The 20,564-nt window shown below is 63.9% G+C and carries 17 protein-coding genes; 12 read left to right on the top strand and 5 right to left on the bottom strand.

Annotated elements, in window-relative coordinates; all coding sequences use genetic code 11:
* Window positions 1-4: 4 nt before the first annotated feature.
* The 4 genes from BLW56_RS03455 to BLW56_RS03440 all read right to left on the bottom strand — a co-directional run bounded on the left by BLW56_RS03455 (window position 5) and on the right by BLW56_RS03440 (window position 5,630).
* Complete coding sequence (locus BLW56_RS03455) at window positions 5-2,200, bottom strand: TonB-dependent siderophore receptor (RefSeq protein WP_093509247.1); 2,196 nt, start codon at window positions 2,198-2,200, stop codon at window positions 5-7.
* 129 nt (window positions 2,201-2,329) lie between these two features.
* On the bottom strand, window positions 2,330-2,776 hold the full coding sequence (locus BLW56_RS03450) for a carboxymuconolactone decarboxylase family protein (protein WP_093509246.1): 447 nt from the start codon (window positions 2,774-2,776) through the stop codon (window positions 2,330-2,332).
* Window positions 2,777-3,034: 258 nt separating this feature from the next.
* A complete protein-coding gene (locus BLW56_RS03445; RefSeq protein WP_093509245.1) occupies window positions 3,035-4,903 on the bottom strand; it encodes a sensor histidine kinase in 1,869 nt (622 codons plus the stop codon).
* A gap of 13 nt (window positions 4,904-4,916) precedes the next feature.
* Window positions 4,917-5,630, bottom strand: coding sequence for a response regulator (locus BLW56_RS03440; protein ID WP_093509244.1), 714 nt, complete (start codon window positions 5,628-5,630; stop codon window positions 4,917-4,919).
* Window positions 5,631-5,759: 129 nt separating this feature from the next.
* Between BLW56_RS03440 and BLW56_RS03435 the strand changes: the two genes are divergently transcribed.
* The 8 genes from BLW56_RS03435 to BLW56_RS03400 all read left to right on the top strand — a co-directional run bounded on the left by BLW56_RS03435 (window position 5,760) and on the right by BLW56_RS03400 (window position 15,694).
* Window positions 5,760-8,012, top strand: a complete 2,253-nt coding sequence (locus BLW56_RS03435; RefSeq protein ID WP_093509243.1) for a YadA family autotransporter adhesin — start codon at window positions 5,760-5,762, stop codon at window positions 8,010-8,012.
* A gap of 180 nt (window positions 8,013-8,192) precedes the next feature.
* Window positions 8,193-8,843 (top strand): TetR/AcrR family transcriptional regulator, encoded by a 651-nt coding sequence (locus BLW56_RS03430; RefSeq protein WP_093509242.1) that lies wholly within the window; start codon window positions 8,193-8,195, stop codon window positions 8,841-8,843.
* Between the two features lie 105 nt (window positions 8,844-8,948).
* Window positions 8,949-11,273: a TonB-dependent receptor gene (locus BLW56_RS03425; RefSeq protein ID WP_177175796.1), complete on the top strand. Its 2,325-nt coding sequence runs from the start codon at window positions 8,949-8,951 to the stop codon at window positions 11,271-11,273.
* Between the two features lie 13 nt (window positions 11,274-11,286).
* The gene (locus tag BLW56_RS03420; protein WP_093509240.1) at window positions 11,287-12,078 is read left to right on the top strand and encodes an SDR family NAD(P)-dependent oxidoreductase; all 792 of its coding nucleotides are present in this window, start codon (window positions 11,287-11,289) and stop codon (window positions 12,076-12,078) included.
* A gap of 13 nt (window positions 12,079-12,091) precedes the next feature.
* Entirely contained in the window at window positions 12,092-12,610 is a 519-nt protein-coding gene (locus BLW56_RS03415) for a cupin domain-containing protein (RefSeq protein ID WP_093509239.1), read from the top strand.
* Window positions 12,607-13,698, top strand: a complete 1,092-nt coding sequence (locus BLW56_RS03410) for a zinc-binding dehydrogenase (protein WP_256203275.1) — start codon at window positions 12,607-12,609, stop codon at window positions 13,696-13,698. Before BLW56_RS03415 ends, BLW56_RS03410 begins: the two co-directional genes overlap by 4 nt.
* Window positions 13,695-14,201 (top strand): hypothetical protein, encoded by a 507-nt coding sequence (locus tag BLW56_RS03405; protein WP_143043361.1) that lies wholly within the window; start codon window positions 13,695-13,697, stop codon window positions 14,199-14,201. The genes BLW56_RS03410 and BLW56_RS03405 overlap by 4 nt, the downstream gene beginning before the upstream one ends.
* Window positions 14,198-15,694: an acyl-CoA synthetase gene (locus tag BLW56_RS03400; RefSeq protein ID WP_093509237.1), complete on the top strand. Its 1,497-nt coding sequence runs from the start codon at window positions 14,198-14,200 to the stop codon at window positions 15,692-15,694. The genes BLW56_RS03405 and BLW56_RS03400 overlap by 4 nt, the downstream gene beginning before the upstream one ends.
* Window positions 15,695-15,701: 7 nt before the next feature.
* Here the strand turns inward: BLW56_RS03400 and BLW56_RS03395 are convergent, their stop codons facing one another.
* The gene (locus BLW56_RS03395) at window positions 15,702-16,337 is read right to left on the bottom strand and encodes a TetR/AcrR family transcriptional regulator (protein ID WP_093510758.1); all 636 of its coding nucleotides are present in this window, start codon (window positions 16,335-16,337) and stop codon (window positions 15,702-15,704) included.
* Window positions 16,338-16,417: 80 nt separating this feature from the next.
* Here BLW56_RS03395 and BLW56_RS03390 point away from each other — a divergent pair, with 80 nt between their 5' ends.
* From BLW56_RS03390 to BLW56_RS03375, 4 genes are read left to right on the top strand one after another with little or no spacing between them, the layout of a single operon-like run.
* Window positions 16,418-17,443, top strand: a complete 1,026-nt coding sequence (locus BLW56_RS03390) for a phosphotransferase family protein (protein ID WP_093509236.1) — start codon at window positions 16,418-16,420, stop codon at window positions 17,441-17,443.
* A gap of 10 nt (window positions 17,444-17,453) precedes the next feature.
* On the top strand, window positions 17,454-18,191 hold the full coding sequence (locus tag BLW56_RS03385; RefSeq protein ID WP_093510757.1) for an SDR family NAD(P)-dependent oxidoreductase: 738 nt from the start codon (window positions 17,454-17,456) through the stop codon (window positions 18,189-18,191).
* 24 nt (window positions 18,192-18,215) lie between these two features.
* A complete protein-coding gene (locus BLW56_RS03380; RefSeq protein WP_093509235.1) occupies window positions 18,216-19,442 on the top strand; it encodes an acyl-CoA dehydrogenase family protein in 1,227 nt (408 codons plus the stop codon).
* Window positions 19,443-19,463: 21 nt separating this feature from the next.
* Window positions 19,464-20,504 carry an alcohol dehydrogenase family protein gene (locus BLW56_RS03375; RefSeq protein ID WP_093509234.1) on the top strand — a complete coding sequence of 347 codons (1,041 nt, stop codon included), beginning with the start codon at window positions 19,464-19,466 and terminating at the stop codon, window positions 20,502-20,504.
* Window positions 20,505-20,564: the final 60 nt, after the last annotated feature.

The raw sequence follows: 20,564 nt of genomic DNA, 5'->3' as shown, positions 1-20,564 counted from the left end.
ATGATTACCACCGATATTGCAGGCGTGCGGTCGCCGTCCGGCCCTGACCATAATAGCAGGCCTGCGCCGCGGTGCAGGTCGACACATAGCGTTTGTCGAACAGGTTGCGGGCGTTGATCGCGAGCGACAGGCCCGAGTCCGGCGCGTCATAACGGACGAAGGCGTCGAACAAGGTGAAGGACGGGATTTCGAAGAGCGGATCGTTGCTCACGAGCCCCCGGCTTTCGCCCGTGTAACGGACGCCGCCGCCGAACCCGATCCCTTTGAGCGCGCCCGCCTTGATGCGGTAATCGGCGAAGGCCGAGGCTTGCCAGTCGGGGATCTGGGGCAGATCGTTGCCAATCTGCGCGGCAACGCCGTTGCGGACCGTCGCCTTGGTCCGCGTTGCCGTTGCGATCAGCGTCAGGCCATCGGCCGGCGTCGCGCGGCCTTCGAATTCGATCCCGCGATAGCGGCCTTCGCCAATCTGGATTTGGCATGGAGTGAGCGTCGGGCCGCAACGGTTCACCGGATCGGCGGTCAGCAGATTCTGCTGGGTGATCTGGAATGCCGACAGCGTCAGATAGATGTTCCGCCCCGGCGGCTGAAAACGCAGGCCAGCTTCATATTGCTGCCCCGTTGTCGGGACGAACGGCTTGCCCGTTGCATTGGTGACGGGGTCATTCTGAAGCGGCAGGAAGGATTCGGAATAGCTGGCATAGGGCGCGAGCCCGAAATCGAAGAGATAGACGGCGCCGATGTTCCAGGTGAAGGATTCCGCCTTCAATTTGAAAGCCGAGGTTGTCAGGCTGTTCGACAGCGTGTCGGTCGCCCAGTCGTTGCGCGCGCCGACGGCGAGGCGCAGATTGCCGACCGAAATCTGATCCTGCAGATAGATGCCAGTCTGCTTCGATACCGCGCCGCCATGAACTTGCGGGCTGAGCGCGCCGGCATAACCTGACGTTCCGCGCGGGACGGGATTGAAGATGTCGATCAAAGGCAGCACGAGTGCGTTCGCGACACCATCACGGTCGTGCGACCAGTCGGTGTGGAAATAATCGACACCGCCCAATACGACATGCTCGACCGCGCCGGTCGAAAAGCGCGCTTCGATCTGTGTGTCGGTAGCCCAGCCTTCCGATTTGCCGACACCCTGAACCGCGCGGCGCTGGATCGACTGGCCCGGAATGCAGCCCGGGATGTTGACGGGGCAGGTCGCGAGCGTATCGCCGCCCATCACGACGGCGCGATAGAGGCTGTCGATCTTGGTATAGCGTGTGTTGTTGCGGATCGCGAAGCTGTCGCCAAAACGATGTTCGAAGGAAGAGCCGACCATATATTGGTTGCGGTCGAAATCGTTCCAGCCCGGCTCGCCCAGATTGGCGTCGAGCGAGATATATTTGCCGTTCGACGGGACCAGCGTCCCGAGCCGCGGCAGGAATTGGAAGGTCGATGCGCCTTCGTCGCGCTGATATTGGCCGAGCAGCGTCCATGTCGTGTCTTCGCCAAGACGGAAGGTGATGCTGGGCGCCAGATAATAGCGCGAATTTGGCATGTCCTTCGCGCGCGTTTCGCCATGCGACGCGACTCCGACCAGCCTGACCGCGACTGCATCGGACAGCGGCGCGCCGACGTCGGCGCTGACGAGCAGGCGTGCGCGATCCAGGTCGCCAAAGGCCTGCGTCTGGAACAGGATCTCGCCATGCGCCTGGAAGGTTGGCCTTTTGGTCACCAGATTGACGATGCCGCCCGGCGCGGTCTGGCCATAGAGAACGCTCGATGGCCCCTTGAGCACGTCGACCTGTTGCAGGCCGAAGGGGTCGAAGGCCGGGCGTGTCCATTGGCCGCCAGCGGGCAGACGCAGGCCGTCGACGAAATTATTGTTGCTGCCGAAGCCTCCGGCACCGAAACCGCGCACCGTGACTTCGTCGACGCGATTGTCGTTGCCCTGCGGCTGCGCCTGAACCCCCGCAACATAGGAGAGTGCGTCGGATACGCTGTCCACTGCGCGAATATCCATTTCGGCGCGGTTGACGACCGTGATCGTCTGCGGATTTTCGATCAGCGGCGTATCGGTCTTGGTGCTCGCTGACGCTGTGCTCTGCCCGGTCGCGATGACGAGGATTTCTTCATTTGCTACGTTTTGCGGGCCCGGTTCCTGCGCGAGCAATGTTGTCGGCAGAAATGCCGCGACGGCTGCGCCGACAGTTCGGACTCGCATGATCACTCCCTCAATCGGCCAATACGGCAACGAAAAGGGCGCTTATTAATAATCAGTCGCAATAGCAATATGAAATTTGTATCATATTGTTGCAGCCGTCGCAGAAGCCGGCCCAGCCCAGCCCATAGGTCAGGGTTTCGCCGCCACCGGAAGACGAAATGGCGCGCCTAGCCTGTTGAACGCGTTCATGGCCGCGATCGCGATCGTCAGATCGACGAGGTCTTTGGCTTCGAAAGCTTCCGATGCTGCGGCATAGGCCTCGTCCGAAGCATGTGTCTCGCTGACTCGCGTGACTTCTTCGGCCCATGCGAGCGCCGCGCGATACTGGTCGGGAAACAGGTGCGGGACTTCCTCCCAGACCGGAAGGAGCGCGACCTTGTCGATTGGCATCGTCTTGAGAAGATCGCGGGTGTGTAGATCGATACAGTGGGCGCATCCATTGATCTGTGACACCCGGAGGAAGACTAGGTGGATCAGTTCTTCCGGGAGGGCGGTGTTATTGGTGACGTAATGATGCACGCCATACAGCGCTTTTGCTCCAGCCGGAGCCACCTCGGGCCAATTCAAGCGCTTCATTTGATCTTCCTTTCCTGTTTGAGCCGGTATTGGCGTCATCATGCCTGACGAGCGGGAACCGCCGGCTGTGACATCGCACCCGAAAAAAGCTGGCGTACACCAAGTGTCGGCCAAGGAGGCGGAGAGGAAAGCCCCAAGGCAGGGCGATTGAAGTGTACCAATCCGGATGCGTCGCCATGGGGCATGCGCCATTGGTCAGCGAAAAGAGCGTTCGCTTGATTTGGTCGGAATTGAAAGCTGCCGGTCTGTGACAGCGGATCATTGAACTCCGGTCGTTCGAACGTAGGGAAGCCAAACCGAGATGGCGGTTCCTTCGCCAGGTATGGAAGATAAAAGAAACAGGCCGCCTATCGCTTCGGCACGGCTGCGCATGCCGCTGAGGCCCTGGCCACCCGACGTGACGCGGCCGACGTCGAAACCCGAGCCATTGTCCTTGATCGAGACGGTCACGCCGGATGCGGTGCCACGTATATCCTCGACGCACGCCAGGTCGATTCTCGTCGCCCCCGAATGCACCATCACATTGGCGAGCGCCTCTTGGAACAGTCGAAGCAGGTGCAGCGAATTGGTCGCATCCAGCCATTCGATCCTGTCGCACCGATCGACATTCCAGTGAAGCTTGATGCCCGCCTCGATCAGATCGGGTTCGGCCCGATGACGAAAGTTCCCGAGCAAAGCCACGACATCCCCTGCAAGGGGTTCCAATGAATCGACGGTCAATTTCAGATCGGATAGCGCGCGCTTCAGCGTCGCGATCGATGCGGGCGGGTGATTTTGACGCTCGGCTACGGTCAGCGCGGCGACGAGGTTCGATCCGATCCCGTCGTGCATTTCGCGCATGATGCGACCGCGTTCGGTTTCGAGTGCGCGCGCGACCTCCAGTTCGCGGACTTCCCTTTCGCGTTCCTCAAGGGCCGCGCGGGCATCGTCCACCCTGGATTCGAGCTCGGCATTAATGCCTTCCAGTCGTCCGAAGGCGAGGTTCGCTCGCCTCCCGAAAGACAACAGCAGGACGAGGCAGAACAGGCTGCCGATATAGGGCTGGAGGAAAAATCCGAGACCGTCCCAAAGGCGGCTGTCCCATTGCCGGCCGATGTCGTGGGTCGTACCGGCGATAATCGCAGCAAGGCACACGGTCATCAGAGCCGCACCGGCGTCGTGGGTCCGACGCCAATGCATGAGCAACAGGAAGGCGGTATAGGCCACGCAGGCCACGGCCAGCAAATTCCCGATCGAGTCCGTGCCAAAGGCGCCGGTCCATCCCCACTCGACCGTCGCAAACCTTATCAGGCACAGGAGCACGCCAGCGGTCAGCAGGATCGCGCCATGAAGCTTCCACCGTCGCAGTCGGACATAGACGAGGCAAAAGGCGAGGCTCGCCGACATGGCCGGATAAACGACATAATAGGTCATCGTCTTGAACGCGATGATGTTGAAAGGCGCCCGGACGGCGGTGAAGTTATAGTCGCGCGCGAACCACATCAAACCGAGGATGGCGAGGAGAAGCAGTTCCGTATCGCCCCGGCGAAGCAGCCAGAACCAGAGCGCGGCCGCGGCGAGCACGATCATTGTCAGGTTGGCGGCCTGTACGCCCGTGATGCGCCAGAAATGCGTTCGCTCGTGCCGCGCATCGAGCGCGGCGGCGGGGCCGATGTAATAATCGCCGCTGACCAGATCATAGTTGCTTTCGATCTTGACCATCAAAGTGTTCGTGCCCTCGGCAAGCAAGGGGGCGGGCAGGCGAACGATCTCGGGGCGATACCAGCCGAGCGCGCGATCGTCGCCCTCGGTGAAATTGCGGAAAATGTCCTGCCCGTTGAGCAGGACCGCGATGCGCTCGTAATTATTTTCGGTGTAGAGCGCGATGGGGCCGGCGGGGAGCATCCGGCGATCGAAACGTAGCCGCAGCCAGAGCGTCTTCGTCGTCGAGGTTGCCCCCATCTTCTCGAACGCGAAACCCTGGCGCGCGGGGCCGCGCTCCCATCCGCCGGTCGGTACGAGCGAACTGTCGGTGCGAATATAGTCGGCATCGGTAAAGCGCAGAATCTCCGCGCCATTGCTGTTTTCGCGGGCGATGCCGTTGAGCGAGGGCTCGGCCAGCGCGTGCGCGGGCCAGGCCAGCAGCAACAGGATCAGCGCCTTAATTGCGCGCGATAAGGCCCTGACTTCCCGCTTCAAACAATGCCTCCGCCCTGCTGTTTACCTCAAGCTTACGGTAGATGTTCTTCACGTGAAACCCGATCGTGTTGAGCGAGACGTGCAGGATGTCACCGCATTCGGCATAGGAAAACCCCCGCGCCAGCAATTGCAGAACCTCGGTCTCGCGCTCCGAAAGCGGCGACACGGGCGGCGGAAGCGTTGGCGAACGATCCTCGACCATTTGCTCCATGATACGGCGCGCGATGACTGGCGATATCGGAGAACCGCCGCGCCGTATCTCCGATATCGCTTCGACACAGGATTCGATGCGCTGGTCCTTGAGGAGATAGCCGCGTGCACCGGCGCGGATACTGTCCAGAACCTTCTGCTGATCGGCGAACTGGGTGATGACCAATATATCGGTGTCGCGCCCCTTGGCCGCCTCCTTGGCGATCAATGTGGTGCCGTCGCCGTCGGGAAGACCGAGGTCGCACAGCAGCACGTCGTAGCCGCCCGCATCGACGAGGCCGCTGCCGCTGATTACGCTGTTCGCCTTGTTGACGACCATCATGCCGGTCGCGGCGTTGACGGCGTCGGCGAAACGCCCGGCCAGGATCGGGTCATCCTCGATAATCGCAACGCGTATCACCTTCGTCGCCTCCAGTTCTGTTGTCCCGCGGACGATAGCCGCGCGGCTCGCGCAGTAAACCCACATGAATGGGTAGGTGGGGGCCACATGCTCATGTGGGGCGAGGCTTCGCCGCCCGCGCTAACCGCATCGCAGGGTCAGCGTGCGGGACCAGCGAGCCGTATCAAGCAAGCGGCGCGTCCCATTTTTGGAGCCATGAACATGATCAATACCAAGCATTTTCTGACCAGATCCGCGCCGTTGGCGCTTGCTGCTTCCTTGCTGGCACCGGGCGTTGCCCATGCCGACCCAACCCCCGAATGCAACATCGGCGATCCCTTGGCGCCGAGCTCGACCGAATGCGGCGTCGACGCCACGGTCACCAGCGACGATGGCACACAGGTCGCGGTGCAAGCGACCGCCGTGGGTTCCAACGCCAAGGCCCTTGGGAACGGTAGCAACGCGGTTGGCTACAGAGCCAGGGCGAACAACAATAATTCGACGGCGCTGGGCACCAGTGCTCTGACCTACGCCGATGGCGCAACCGCCGTTGGGAATGGCGCCGTCGTCGATATCGTGGGTTTGACCAAACTCAATCCCAATCCCGATGGTCTTCCGGATGTGCCGGATGCAAGCGTCGCCATCGGCTATCGCGCGCAGGCGGATGGCAATCGCACTGTCGTGATCGGCGGAAACGCGCGGGTTGGCGGTACCTTGGCAGAGCCGGGGATCGAACCCGACGACGCGACCGCAATCGGCTCTACCAGCCTGATCCTTTCCGACCGAAGCACGGCGATTGGCGCATTCTCTCAGGCGGGCGCCGGCAATGACACGCAAACCGACGCCACCGCAGTCGGTTTTCTGGCGAGGGCCAACGCGCGAAATGCCACGGCTCTCGGTAGCAACGCGTCGGCCGGGGCGGCCGATGCCGTGGTGCTCGGCGGTGGTGCCAAAACAGCTCTCAGCAATTCCATCGCGATCGGCGCCAATTCCAATGCGGACCGTGGCGCGGTTGCCGGGTACACCGCCTATGGCTTGGCCGCTCCCCAGTCTTCGACAGGCGAATTTTCCGTCGGCGGCGCTTATGTGGATGCCACGCTGACGCCGCAGGTGAATCTTCGTCAGATCACCAATGTTGCGGCGGGCAGCGCGGATAGCGACGCGGCAACGGTGGGGCAGCTCAAAGGCGCCCTCGCGTCAGCGGCGAACCCTTATGTGAAAGTCAACAGCACGGGCGCCGACGCGGTTGCTTTTGGTAGCAATTCCGTTGCCGTCGGTCAGGGGGCGTCGGTCAGTCATGCCGACGGCGTTGCCGTCGGCCGGGACAGCAAAGTGACTGGTGAATTTGGGGTCGCACTGGGACTTAGTGCGGAAGCGACCAATTTCGGCGTCTCCATCGGCGGACAGAGCAAGGCCGGATTTTTCGGCACCGCGCTCGGCTATAGCGCGACATCGGGGAGTTCCAGCACCGCAGTCGGCAACCGCGTCGAAGCCTCCGGAGTTTCGAGCACCGCGATGGGGGGATATGATTCCACCACCTTCTCCTCCACGACGGCGTCGGGGGATTTCAGCTCCGCATATGGCGTAGGCAGCACGGCGTCGGCGAATAACAGCAGCGCATTTGGCGCAAGCAGCCGGGCCACCGCGGCGAACAGCGTCGCGTTGGGCAACGGGTCGGTAGCCAATCAGGCCAACAGCGTTTCGGTCGGGCTGGTTGGCGGCGAACGCCGTGTCGTCAACGTTGCCGCCGGAACCGGTGCGACCGATGCCGTGAACAAGGCGCAGCTTGATGTCGTGGATGCGAAGGCCGCCGCGGCGCAGGCAACCGCCAATTCGGCGCTGGCGGCGGCGAATGCCGGTGCCGGAAGTGCCACCGCGGCACAGGCAACCGCCGACGCAGCTGTCGCCAGCGCGGCGGCGGCCCAGACGACAGCAAATACCGCACGGACCGAGGCGGCAGCGGCGCAGGCCACGGCGACGGGCGCTGCGACCGATGCCAGCGCGGCCTTGGCCCAGAATGTCGTGCAGGATGGACGGCTCACCGCTGTGGAGGGTGCCAACACGGCGCAGGATGCGCAAATTGCCACGGTGCAGACGGTCAATGCGACCCAAAATGGCCGGATCGCGTCGCTCGAGACCATGACGTCGACGGCTCTTCCGGCACTGCAGGCACTGGCCGCAACGCACAGTGCCCAGATCGGCGACCTCTACGCGATCACCGATCGCGATCGCCGCGAGGCGCAGCGCGGTACGGCCGCTGCGGTGGCTCTGACCCCCGCACCGATGCCTTCGGAGCCTGGCAAGACCAGCTATACCTTCAACCTTGCGACCTTCCGCGGGGAGCAGGCGGTTGGCGCGTCGATTGCACATCGCTTCGATACCGGGGCGCCGATGGCCTTCACTGCCGGCGTTTCCTATGCGGGCAGCAACAACACCGCCGTGCGGGTCGGTGTGGCCGGCGAGTTCTAAAATCTCGCCCGCTTGCAATAATCCCCGAAACGGCGGCGTGGGTCGATGAAAACCACGCCGCCGGATCGGCGGTCTTCCTCCGGCCTCGAAGCTGATCTGGACGTGCATGATAGGAATCCCCGGTGGCGAAGAGCCATCGACAGAATTTGACCTTTCGATACCGCGCAGCCAAATGGTCCGATGAGTGAGATAGCCTCCGTTCCCGTTTCCAGCCGGCCGCGCCGGATGACGCAACGCGGGATCGACACGCGCGAAAAGATTCTTGATGCGACGATCAAATGTATCGTGCGTGCGGGTTTCACCGCGACGACGATCGAACATGTGATGGTCGAAGCCGGACTGAGCCGCGGTTCGGTATTGCACCAGTTTCCTAACCGGGTTGCGCTGATGGCGGCGGCGGCGGAACTGGCGATGCGCCGCGTGATGGACTCGGCGCGTGTCATGGCGGAGGCGATCGACGACCCGTTCGAACGATTGTCCGACTACGCACGTATCTCGTGGGAAACGCATTCGTTGCCCGAGGGACTGGCGCTGACAGATATCCTGCTGGCGGCGCGCTGGGACCGCGAATTGCTCGACGGCTTGCAGCCGATCACCAGCAGGGTCGAACAGGAAATCCACGACGAGTTCATCAAGCTCGCAAGCGAGGCGGGTTTTACCGATGCCGAGGCATTGGTTCCCCACGGCTGGTTGCTGATCGCAAGCGTGCGCGGCCTGATCATCGAGAATAGCGTGAACCAGTCGCGCCCGATGATCATCGCTGCGATCGAACGAATGAAGGAGCGGCACCGACGCTTTTGCGCCAATCTTGCCGCACGTTCCGCGCCATAGAATAAAAATAGTCACCACTGATTAGTCGATCTTGACTAATTTTAGGTAATCTGGTTTCCTAACTGGGAGCCGGCATCAAAAGCCGGCCCCAAAAAGGAGAGTATGATGCCCAAGGGATTGGCGGCGCAGCTGTGCGCCGGTGTTACCTACGCTGCGCTGATCGTTGCCACGCCTGCTATGGCGCAAACGGCGGAGGCAGGTGCCGATGACGTGGCCGCCAGCGCGCCGGCCGACAATGCGGGCGAGATTATCGTTACCGCGCAGCGCCGCGAACAGTCGCTAAACTCGGTCCCGATGTCGATCACCGCGATCGGCGGCGACCAGCTCACAGCGCAGGGGATCAGCACGGTCGCAGACCTCGCCAAGATCGTCCCCGGCCTGACCTTTACACAGAGCCAGATCGCGACCCCGGTCTATACGATCCGCGGCGTTGGCTTTTACGAATCGACGCTTGCCGCATCGCCGGCGGTCAGCGTCTATGTCGACGAAGTGCCGTTGCCCTTTGCGATCCTGACGCAGGGCGCCGCGCTTGACCTGTCGCGCGTCGAGGTTCTGAAGGGGCCGCAGGGCACGCTTTACGGCCAGAATGCCACCGGCGGCGCGATCAATTATATCTCGGCCAAGCCGGGCAGCGATTTCGAGGCGGGCGCTGACGCGAGTTTCGGCCGTTTCGGCGCGCTCGAACTGTCGGGTTTCGTCAGTGCGCCGCTTACCGACACGCTGGGCGTGCGGCTCAGCGCACGCGTCGACGAGGGCGGCGCCTGGCAGCAGAATTACACGCGCGACGACAAGCTGGGCAGTTCGCGCCGCATTGCGGGTCGTGCGCTCGTCGTATGGAACCCGGTCGACACGCTGGAGGTGACGCTCAACCTCAATGGCTGGCGCGACAAGTCGGATGTGCAGGCGCCGCAGCTGACCGGCCACACGCCCTACAACCCCGCCGGGGCCTACCCCTATGTGCTCGCGACTCCGCTGGCGCCCGAAAATGCCCGCGCCGCCAACTGGTCGGCATCGACGCCGATGCGCCGCGACGATGATTTCTATCAGGCCTCGCTGCGCGCAGATTACGACGTATCGGACGACGTCCGCCTGACCTCGATCACATCGTGGCTCGAATTCAACACCGACGCGACGCAGGATCTCGACGCGACGCAGTGGCGCCAACTCGACAGCTATACGCCGGGCAGCGTCAAGAGTTTCTTCCAGGAACTGCGTCTAACCGGCACCAGCGGCGACGCGCGCTGGATCCTCGGCGCCAATTATTCGCACGACAAGGCAAGCGAGCAGCAGATCCTCTTCACGAACGATCTCAGCAGCAATGTGATCATCCCCGGCCTGCCGATCCTGACCGTCTCGGCGGTGTTCACCAACCAGAAGGTGACCACCTATGCGGGCTATGCGAACGTCGAATATGATCTGACGCCGAACCTGACCGCGCAAGGCGGCATCCGCTACACGCGCAACGAGCGCAGCTTCAATGGCTGCGGCTATGACGGTGACGGCACGACCTATTTGAGCTTCAACGTGCTTACCGAGCTGTTCACCGGAGCGCCGCCGATCACGCCGATCCCCGCTGGCGGCTGTTTGACCTTCAGCCCTGCCTTCCAACCGTCGCTGGTCGTCGACGAACTCAAGCAGGACAATATCTCGTGGCGTGGCGGGCTCACCTATACGTTCGACAATCGCGCGATCGTCTACGCCAATATTTCGCGCGGGTGGAAAGCGGGCGGTTTTCCGACGGTGCCGGCCTCGTCCTTCACCGGCTTCCTGCCGGCGACGCAGGAATCGCTGCTTGCCTATGAAGCGGGCTTCAAGCTGCCGCTCGCGGACCGCACGCTGCAGCTCAACGCCGCGGGCTTCTATTACGACTATTCGGACAAGCAGGTGCGTGGCCGCATTCTCGATCCGATTTTCGGGCTGCTCGAACGGCTGGTCAACATTCCGACGTCGCGCATCTATGGCGTCGAGGCGGCGATCGACTGGCGCCCCGTCGAGGGGCTGACCGCGAACCTGTCGGGCACCTATGTGAAAAGCCGGATCGACGAATTCACCGGCTATAATGGCACCGGGGTCTTCGCCGACTATGAAGGATCGGCATTCCCCTTTACGCCCAAGTGGCAGCTGACCGGCGACGTCCAGTATAAATGGCCGGTGAGCGATCGCTGGAATGCGGTGATCGGCACCAACGTCAATTACAACAGCGCGACCAATTCGACCTTCGGCGATCCCGCGATCCTGCGGATCAACGTCCGCACGCTCGTCGATGTGCGGGCGGGCGTCGAGAGTGAGGACGGCAAGCTGCGCGTCCAGCTCTGGGGCCGCAACATCTTCAACGAATATTATTGGAACTCGACCTTCCAGGCCGACACCGCGTGGCGGATGGCGGGGCGCCCCGCGACCTACGGCATCTCGGTCGGCTGGCGTTACTAAGGGAGCTGAAGCGATGCGATTTGCAGGCAAGACCGCGATCGTCACCGGCGGCGCCTCGGGTATCGGGGAGGCGTTCGTGCGCCGCTTCGTCGCCGAGGGCGGATCGGTGATGATCGCCGAACTCGATGTCGAGCGCGCCGCCGCGCTCGGCACCGAACTGGGCGAACGCGTTGCCTATGAACTGGTCGATGTGGCGGACGCGGAGGCGTTCGCGCCGCTCGCCGACGAAACGGTCCGGCGGTTCGGCGGGATCGACATATTGTTCAACAATGCCGGTATCGGTAATTTCGGTCTGACGCCGGACATGGACGTCGAGCAGTGGCGCCGCTGCATCGCGGTTAATCTCGACGCCGTCTTCTACGCCTGTCGTGCGATCATCCCGCATCTGAAGGCGCGAGGCGGGGGCGCGATCGTCAACACCGCGTCAGCCTCGGGCATGGCTGCCGACTATGGTTTTACGGCCTATAATGCGGCGAAGGCGGGGGTGATCAATTACACCCGATGCGTCGCCATCGACCATGCGCGCGACAATATCCGCGCCAATGCGATCTGCCCCGGCCCCGTCGATACCCCGCTGCTGACGACCGGCGTCGATGAGATTGAGGGGTTGCGCGCCGAGTGGGAACGGATCGTACCGTCGGGCCGTTTCGCCCGCGCGGAAGAAATCGCCTCCGTCGCGCTGTTCCTCGCCTCCGACGATGCCAGTGGCGTGACCGGCGCCTCGATTCCGGTCGACGGCGGGCTGACCGCGCACACCGGGCAACCCGATCTCCGCGACGTCATGGCCGCCGCCGCGCAAGCGTGAAAGGACAGACAAGATGACTGCCAAGAAACCGAGCTTTGAAGTCTATCGCGCGGCCGATGCGCCGCCGTATAGCGAGACATCGTGCATGGAATATTCGGGCATCACCCCGGTGATCGAGGAAGGGATCGTCCGCGCGACAGCCGAGGGCGCCGATGACGGAAACGAGGTGAAACTGCTCTTCTCGATGCCGGGAATGAGCCTGACCTATGCCTGGTTCAAAAGCGGTTTTCCGTTGCCGCTGCACAGCCACAATGCCGACTGCCTCTATTATATTATCGCCGGTTCGCTGAAGCTCGGCACCGAGGTGCTCGGCCCGGGTGACGGCTTCTATGTCGGCACCGATGTACCCTATACCTACAAGCCCGGCCCCGAGGGCGTCGAGGTGCTGGAGTTCCGCACCGCCGACGCGTTCGACATACGTTTCCGCGGCAACACCGCCGCTTTCTGGGACAAGATCGTCGACGGGCTGCGCAAGGAGAAGCCGGGATGGGAAGGTCAGCGCAAGCCGACCGAACTCGCAGGCATCAAATGAGCGGCGCCACGATGCGCGCCGCCGTCCGTCGCGGCGCCGCACTGACCGTCGACGACGTCCCAGACGTCGTTCCCGCGGCCGGACAGATCGTCGCGAAAACGCTCGCGTGCGGCATTTGCGGATCGGACCTGCACGCCGTCCATCATCTTGAGCATGGCGTCGAGATCGGGCGCCGCTGCGGCGCGCCCGACACCATCGATCCGTCGCGGGATCTGGTTCTGGGGCACGAATTTTGCGCCGAAATCCTCGATCATGGGCCGGATACCGAGAAGCGTTTCGCGGCGGGCACGCGCGTCGTCTCGACACCTTTCGCCTTCGGTCCGCTGGGCGCCGAACTGATCGGCTTTTCGACCCGCTATCGCGGCGCGCTCGCCGAGCGGGTGGCGCTCACCGAGGCGCTGTTGTTGCCCGTGCCGAACGGGCTCCCCTCGGAAATTGCGGCGCTGACGGAGCCGTTGTCGGTGGGAACCCATGCCGTCGCGGTGGCCAGTCCGGGGCCCGGCAGCGTCGCGATGGTCATCGGCTGCGGCCCGATCGGGCTCGCGGTGATCGTCGCGCTGAAACGCCGGGGTGTCGGCCCGATCATCGCCGCCGATTTCTCGCCCGCGCGCCGCGCGCGCGCCGAGAAACTGGGCGCCGACATCGTCGTCGATCCCGCCGCGACCTCGCCGCACGACCATTGGGAGGCGCTCGACGTCCCCGCGACGCTTGCCTCCTTCGGCACCGCACAGCTTTCGGGCCGGTCGATGCGCGACGCCATCGTCTTCGAATGCGTCGGCGTACCGGGCATGCTGCAAAACCTGCTCGAACAGGCACCCCCACTGGCGCATATCGTCGTCGTCGGTGCGTGCATGGAGGATGACCGCATCCTGCCGGTGCTGGGCATCAACAAGCAGATGCGCTTCAGCTTCGTATGGGCCTATTCACCCGACGAGTTCGCCGAAACGCTGCACGCTTTGGGTGAAGGGGAGATCGACGGATCGGCATTCCTGACCGATCGGGTCGGCCTCGGCGATGCGCCCGCAGCGTTCGATCGGCTGGCGTCGCCGGGCGACCAGGTGAAGATCGTCGTGGAGCCTTGGCGGTGAGCGATGAAACGACCCAAGCGATGGGCGGCGGCATGGCGGCGATCGTCACCGGCGGCGTCGTGCTTCTGATCGCGGGCTTCATTGTGCTGGGTCTCCTTCTCGGACTCACGCCGCTTTACGCGGGCTTCCTGCTGCTCTGGTATTGGGGTAGCGTTGACATGGTCGAGGGCAAGGCGCTGGCACCGCTCCTTGTCGGCGCGTGCGGCGGGACTGCGACGGCATGGCTGCTGCAATATGGCGCCATTCATGGCGGGCTGACGGGGGTGCTGCCGGTGCTCGGCCTGATCGTCGCGGCGATTTACGTGCAGCTGCGCGGTTGGCTGCCGTTGCTGATCAACCGGCCCTATATGCTCTATCTGACCGTGATGGCGGCCCCGCTGCTGCAGGCAGGCGAGAGCTTTGTCCATGTGATGGCGGCGATCGGCGCGGCGACGCTCTATTTCGGCGGTGTCGTCGCGGCCGGACGTGCGATCATGGCACGGCGCGCGGTCGCATCGGCATGACGGGGCTCGCAATCACCCAGGCGCTGCACCGTTCGGCGCGCGAAACACCGGGTCGCATCGCGACGGTCGACGGTGGGCGGCAGCGCGACTGGCGCGAGGTTATGTTACGAACACGCCGCATCGCCGCCGTCCTGCAAGCGCTCGGCATCGCACCGGGCGACCGCGTCGCATTGCTGGCGCCCAATGGCGACCTGTTCGTCGATTTCCTGTTCGGCAGCCTGTGGGCGGGGGCGGTCGCCTGTCCGGTCAACACACGCTGGACGCCGGGAGAAATCGCCTATGCGATCGCCGATTGCGGTGCGGAGATACTGATCGTCGATCCGGGTTTCCGGGCGATGCTGGCGGACATTCGCCGCGAAGCGCCGACGCTGCGCGAGGTCGTGATCGCGGGGCCGGTATTCGAGCAACTGATTGCCGCGACCGTTGAACCCGACGAGCATCTGCGCCACGGCGACGATCTGGCGATGATCCTTTACACCGGCGGGACGACCGGGCGGTCGAAAGGCGTTATGCTCTCGCACCGCGCGCTGATGGCCTATGCCCTGTGTCTTGCGGGATCGGGTGATGCGGCGCCGGGTGCCTGCATGCTCCACACCGCGCCGCTGTTTCATGTCGGTGCGATCTCAGGCTTTCTCGCCTGCCTGCTCGGCGGCGGGCGGCATGTCTTCCTGCCCGCCTTCGAGGCCGAGGCGGTGATGGCGGCGATAGCCGGGCAGCGCGTTACCGACATCTTCCTTGTCCCGACGATGCTGCAAGCGCTGCTCGATCATCCGCGTTTCGGCGAGCATGACCTCACCAGCGTCGAGCGCATCTATTATGGCGCCGCGCCGATGCCGCCCGCGCTGATGGACCGCGCGATTGCCGCCATGCCGCGTGTCGGCTTGGTGCAGGGCTATGGCATGACCGAAACGTCGGGGTCGATCTCGCTGCTGAAACCCTCCGACCATCGCGATCCTGACCGAGTGCGTTCCGCGGGCCGAGCGGTCATGGCGATCGAGGCGCGCATTGTCGATACAGATGACCGCGAAGTGCCGGTTGGCGAAATCGGCGAGATCGTCGCGCGCGGCGAGGCGGTGATGACCGGCTACTGGAACCGGCAGGAAGAGACCGCCGAGGCGTTGCGCGGCGGCTGGATGCATACCGGCGACGTCGGGCGGATGGACAAGGATGGTTATATCCATATCGTCGACCGGCTGAAGGACATGATCATCACAGGCGGCGAGAATGTCTATTCGGTCGAGGTCGAGGCGGTGCTCGCCGATCATCCGGGGGTGTCGCAATGCGCCGTCGTCGGACTGGCCGATGCACGCTGGGGTGAGCGCGTACATGCGGTGATCGTCCCGAAACCGGGGATGGCGGCGGATGCCGACGACATCATCGCGCATGCGCGCAAAACGCTCGCCGCCTATAAATGCCCGCGCTCGGTCGAGTTTCGCGCCGAAATGCCGCTTTCGGCCGCGGGAAAGATATTGAAGGCCGAACTGCGGAACTGAGCTGCGATCAGCCGTCGACGATGGCCGCGAGGGCTTCCGCCACGCGGTGCAGCGTCTGCGGATGCGACCACATCGGATGGTCGCGCGACTTGTCGGCGAGTTCGGTTTCGCGGCCTGCCAATATGCCGCTGATTGCGCCGCCCATGAAGACAAGCCGTTGGTTCAATATATCCGCGGGGACGTCGGGCTTCAGCTTTCGCACGGCGTCGAGGCAGCGTTGATAACCCGAGTTCCAGCACCCCGCGAGCGCATCCATGAACAGCGCGCGGTTCGACACTTGCAGCCCGACGACGAAGCGGTTGTAGCATTCTCCCCACGCCGGCGGATCGGGATCGATCGAGGTTTCGACGAGTATCTCCATGACCTCGAGGACGCTATGCGGGCCGCCCGTCGCGTTCGCGCGGTCGAGCGCAGCGTTCCGGCGACTGTCGATCTGCATTGCGCCATCCACGATCAATTCGCGGATCAGCGCTTCTTTGGAACCGAAATGATAAGTCAGCGCGGAATGGTTCCGGCTCCCGAGTGCCTCGGCAATTTGTCGCAAGGTAACCCCGTCGATCCCGCGTTCTGCAAAAAGCCGCAACGCGACCGATTTCATCAGGGTGACCGACGCCAAAGGTAGGGGATCATTTTTCGCCTTCATCATCGGGCAAATGCCATTGACATATCTGTCCGTCAATACCATCCATCTGGATGGATGAATCATTAGCAGGACGATGACAGTTGGAAAATGTCGATCTTTCGGCGCTGGAGCGATGGATGGCCGGGCAGGGCGTCGGCACCGGCCCGATCGCCGACGCGCGGCTGCTGTCGGGTGGGACACAGAATATCCTGATGCGCTTTCGCCGCGGCGACGCCGCTTTTGTGCTCCGCCGCCCGCCGCCGGTGCCGCGCGCCAATTCGAATGAGACGATGCGCCGCGAGGCGCGGGTGCTTGCGGCGCTCGACGGCACGGCCGTGCCGCATCCGCGCCTCGTCGCGGCCTGTCCGGAAGAGGATGTGCTGGGTGTTGCCTTCTACCTGATGGAGCCGGTCGAAGGCTTCAATCCGACACAGGGACTGCCCGCGCTCCACGCGGGCGACGCCGCGGTGCGCCACCGCATCGGCCTGTCGATGGTCGAGGCGATCGCCGCGCTCGGTGCCATCGATTATCGCGCGGTCGGGCTCGACGGCTTCGGCAAGCCCGACAATTATCTCGAACGGCAGGTCGGCCGGTGGAAAGCGCAGCTCGCCAGCTATCGCGATTTTGCCGAATGGCCCGGACCCGAAGCCATCCCCGGCGTCGAGCGCGTCGCGGGCTGGCTCGAGGCGCATCGCCCGGGGGAGTTTTTCCCCGGTATCATTCACGGCGATTTCCATCTCGCGAACGTGATGGTGCGCCCCGACAGCGGCGATCTCGCTGCAGTCGTCGACTGGGAACTCAGCACGATCGGCGATCCGCTGCTCGATCTCGGCTGGTTGCTTGCGACCTGGCCCGAGGATGACACGCCGCGTGCGACCGATGTCGCGATCACGCCGTGGGAGGGGTTCGCGACGCCCGACGAACTTGTCGCGCATTATGCCGCCGTCAGCGGTCGCGATCTCTCGGCGCTCGACTGGTATGTCGTGCTCGCCTGCTACAAGCTCGGGATCATCCTCGAAGGGACGCATGCCCGAGCGTGCGCCGGCAAGGCGCCGAAAGATACCGGCGACCGCCTCCACGCCCACACCATCGACCTGTTCGACCGCGCGCTGCGCCGCATTAGCTGAAGGAATGACGATGAAAGACGATACCGATTTCACGGGCCGGCGCGTGCTGGTCGTCGGCGGATCGAGCGGAATCGGCAACGGCGTCGCGCACGGCTTCCGCCTGCGCGGCGCCGATGTGCATGTCTGGGGCACGCGCGGGGCGGCGGGCGATTATGACGCGGCCGACGGCTCGGACCTGACCGGCCTCGGCTACACCTGCGTCGACGTCGGCGACCCCGATGCGATCGAGGCGGCACCGCTGCCGTTCGGCTCGCTCGACGTGCTGATCCTCTGTCAGGGCACCGTCGTCTATCGCCGCGGTGAGTTCGAGCGTGAGGGCTGGGACCGCGTCATGGCGGTCAACCTCGACAGCCTGATGCACATCTCGCGCAAGTTTCGAGCGCAATTGTCCGACGCGGCTGGCTCGATCGTCATCGTCAGCTCGATCTCGGGGCTCACGGCGAATATCGGCAACCCGGCCTATGCCGCGTCAAAGGCGGGCGCGATCAGCCTGACCAAGACCCTGGGGCAGGCGTTCGCCGCCGACGGCATCCGCGTCAACGGCCTCGCCCCCGGCCTCGTCGATACCAAGCTGACCAAGGTCACCACCCAGAATCCCGAGCGGCTGCAAGGCACGCTCGCCCATATTCCGCAGCGGCGGATGGGCACGCCCGAGGATATGGCGGGCGCCGCGATCTTCCTTGCGTCGCCGCTTGCTTCATACGTCACCGGCCACACGCTCATCGTCGATGGTGGGCTCTCGCTTTAAAATATTCTCAGGAAAGGCAGACAGATGAATTTCGAATATAGCGACAAGGTCGCCGGGCTGATCGCACAGATCGAAGTCTTTATGGACGAGCATATCTATCCGAACGAACAGGCCTATTACGACTTCGTCCACGACCAGAACAACCGCTGGCAGGAATGGCCGGGGATGGAGGCGCTGAAGGAAAAGGCGCGCGAACAGGGGCTGTGGAACCTGTTCCTCCCGCACGAATATGGCGCATTCTCGCCGGGGCTCACCAATCTCGAATATGCGCCGCTCGCCGAAATCTTCGGGCGCGTGCCCTGGTCGAGCCAGGTGTTCAACTGCTCGGCGCCAGACACCGGCAACATGGAAGTGCTGGCGAAATTCGGCTCGCCCGACCAGCAGGAAAAATGGCTGAAGCCGCTTCTGAACGGCGAGATCCGCTCGGCCTATGTGATGACCGAGCCGCAGGTGGCCTCGTCCGACGCGACCAACCTTGAACTGTCGATCATCCCCGACGGCGACGATTATGTCATCAACGGCCGCAAATGGTGGATTTCGAACGCGATGCACCCGCGCTGCGACCTCTTCATCGTGATGGGCAAAACCGACTTCGATGCGCCGCGCCATGCGCAGCATTCGCAGATCCTCGTCCCGCGCGACACGCCGGGGGTCATCGTGGTCCGCAACCAGACGATCTTCGGATCTTATAATTCGCCGGGCGGCGAGTCCGAACTGCGGTTCGAGAATGTCCGCGTGCCGAAGGAAAATCTGATCCTCGGCGAGGGGCGCGGGTTCGAGATCGCGCAGGGACGCCTTGGGCCGGGCCGTATCCATCACTGCATGCGCGCGGTCGGGCAGGCGCAGCGTGCGCTCGAATATATGGCGCGCCGCGTCGACAGCCGCGTTGCTTTCGGCAAGAAGCTCGCCGACCAGAGCAGCATCCGGCAGGACGTGGCGAAAAGCTTTTGCGAGGTCGAAATGGCGCGGCTGCTGACCTTGAAGGCGGCCGACGCAATGGACCGCTATGGCAACAAGCAGGCCAAGGATCTGATCGCGGCGATCAAGGTCGTCGCGCCGACCATGGCACAGACCGTGTCCGACCGCGCGATCCAGGCGCATGGCGGCATGGGGGTCAGCGAGGATACGCCGATCGCCTATTTCTTCACGCTCAACCGCTACGTCCGTATCACCGACGGACCCGAGGAAGTGCATATGTCGCAGCTCGGCAAGCAGAAGATCGCCGAATATGTCGCCGCGAACCGGCGCTGATCGGGAAAGGGAGCCAAGGCCATGAAAGCCCTTCGCTATTACGGCGCGCACGACATCCGCTACGAGAGCATGGACGACCCGACGCCGCAGTCGGACCGCGATGCGATCGTGAAGGTCACCGCCTGCGCGATCTGCGGCAGCGACCTGCACATCTATCACGGCCACGGCTTCTCCGAGGATGTCGGCTTCTGCGTCGGGCATGAGGCCGTGGGCGAGGTCGTCGAGACCGGCCGCGGCGTGTCGCGGCTGAAGGTCGGCGACAAGGTGATGATCCCCGCCGCGGTCGGTTGCGGGTCGTGCCGCCAGTGCCTCGCGGGCGTCGTCAATCTCTGCGAGTTCGGCATGGGCTCGTGCTACGGCCTGTCGGCGAAGCTGCAGGGTTCACAGGCGGAAGCGGTGCGCGTGCCCGCTGCCGACGTCAATGCGGTACTGATCCCCGACGGCGTGTCGGAGGAACAGGCGTTGCTGATGACCGACGCGCTCGCGACCGCCTGGTTCGGCGCGCGAAATGCCGACATCGTGCCGGGCAGCAGTGTCGCGGTGATCGGCCTCGGGCCGATCGGGCTGATGGCGGTCGAGAGCGCCTTCGTGATGGGCGCGCATGTCGTCTACGCGATCGATCCGGTCGCCGAGCGCCGCGCCCTGGCCGAGGAGGCAGGCGCGATCGCGCTCCACCCCGGCGAGGCGGTCGAGGCGATCCGCGAGGCGACGAAAGGTCGCAAGCTCGACTGTGCGATCGAGGTTGTCGGGCGCGACGAGACGGTCGACCTCGCGCTCCGCCTCGTTCGCGCGCGGGGCACCGTGTCGGTGATCGGGGTGCAGCAGTCGCGGCGTTATGCCTTCCCGCTCGAACGCTTCTTTGCCGCGGGCCTGACCTTTCGCGCCGGCACCTGCTCGGTACCCGAGGAATTGCCGACCCTGTTCCCGCTGGTGCAGTCGGGGCGGTTGAAGCCCGAAAAATACATCAGCCATCGCCTTCCGCTGAGCGACGGCGCGGAAGCCTATAAGCTGTTCGATGCTCGCGATGCCGGCGCGCTCAAAATGGTTCTGACGCCGGATTGAGTCATGCTTCGTGAGGCAATAGAGCCGAGCGTGTCTTCGTGACTCGCTGACGTCGCAGCA

Origin of the sequence: Sphingopyxis sp. YR583, from assembly GCF_900108295.1 — a bacterium.
Classification (GTDB): domain Bacteria; phylum Pseudomonadota; class Alphaproteobacteria; order Sphingomonadales; family Sphingomonadaceae; genus Sphingopyxis.
The sequence above is the reverse complement of the archived record's forward strand: the minus strand, read 5'-3'. Positions and strand labels throughout refer to the sequence as shown.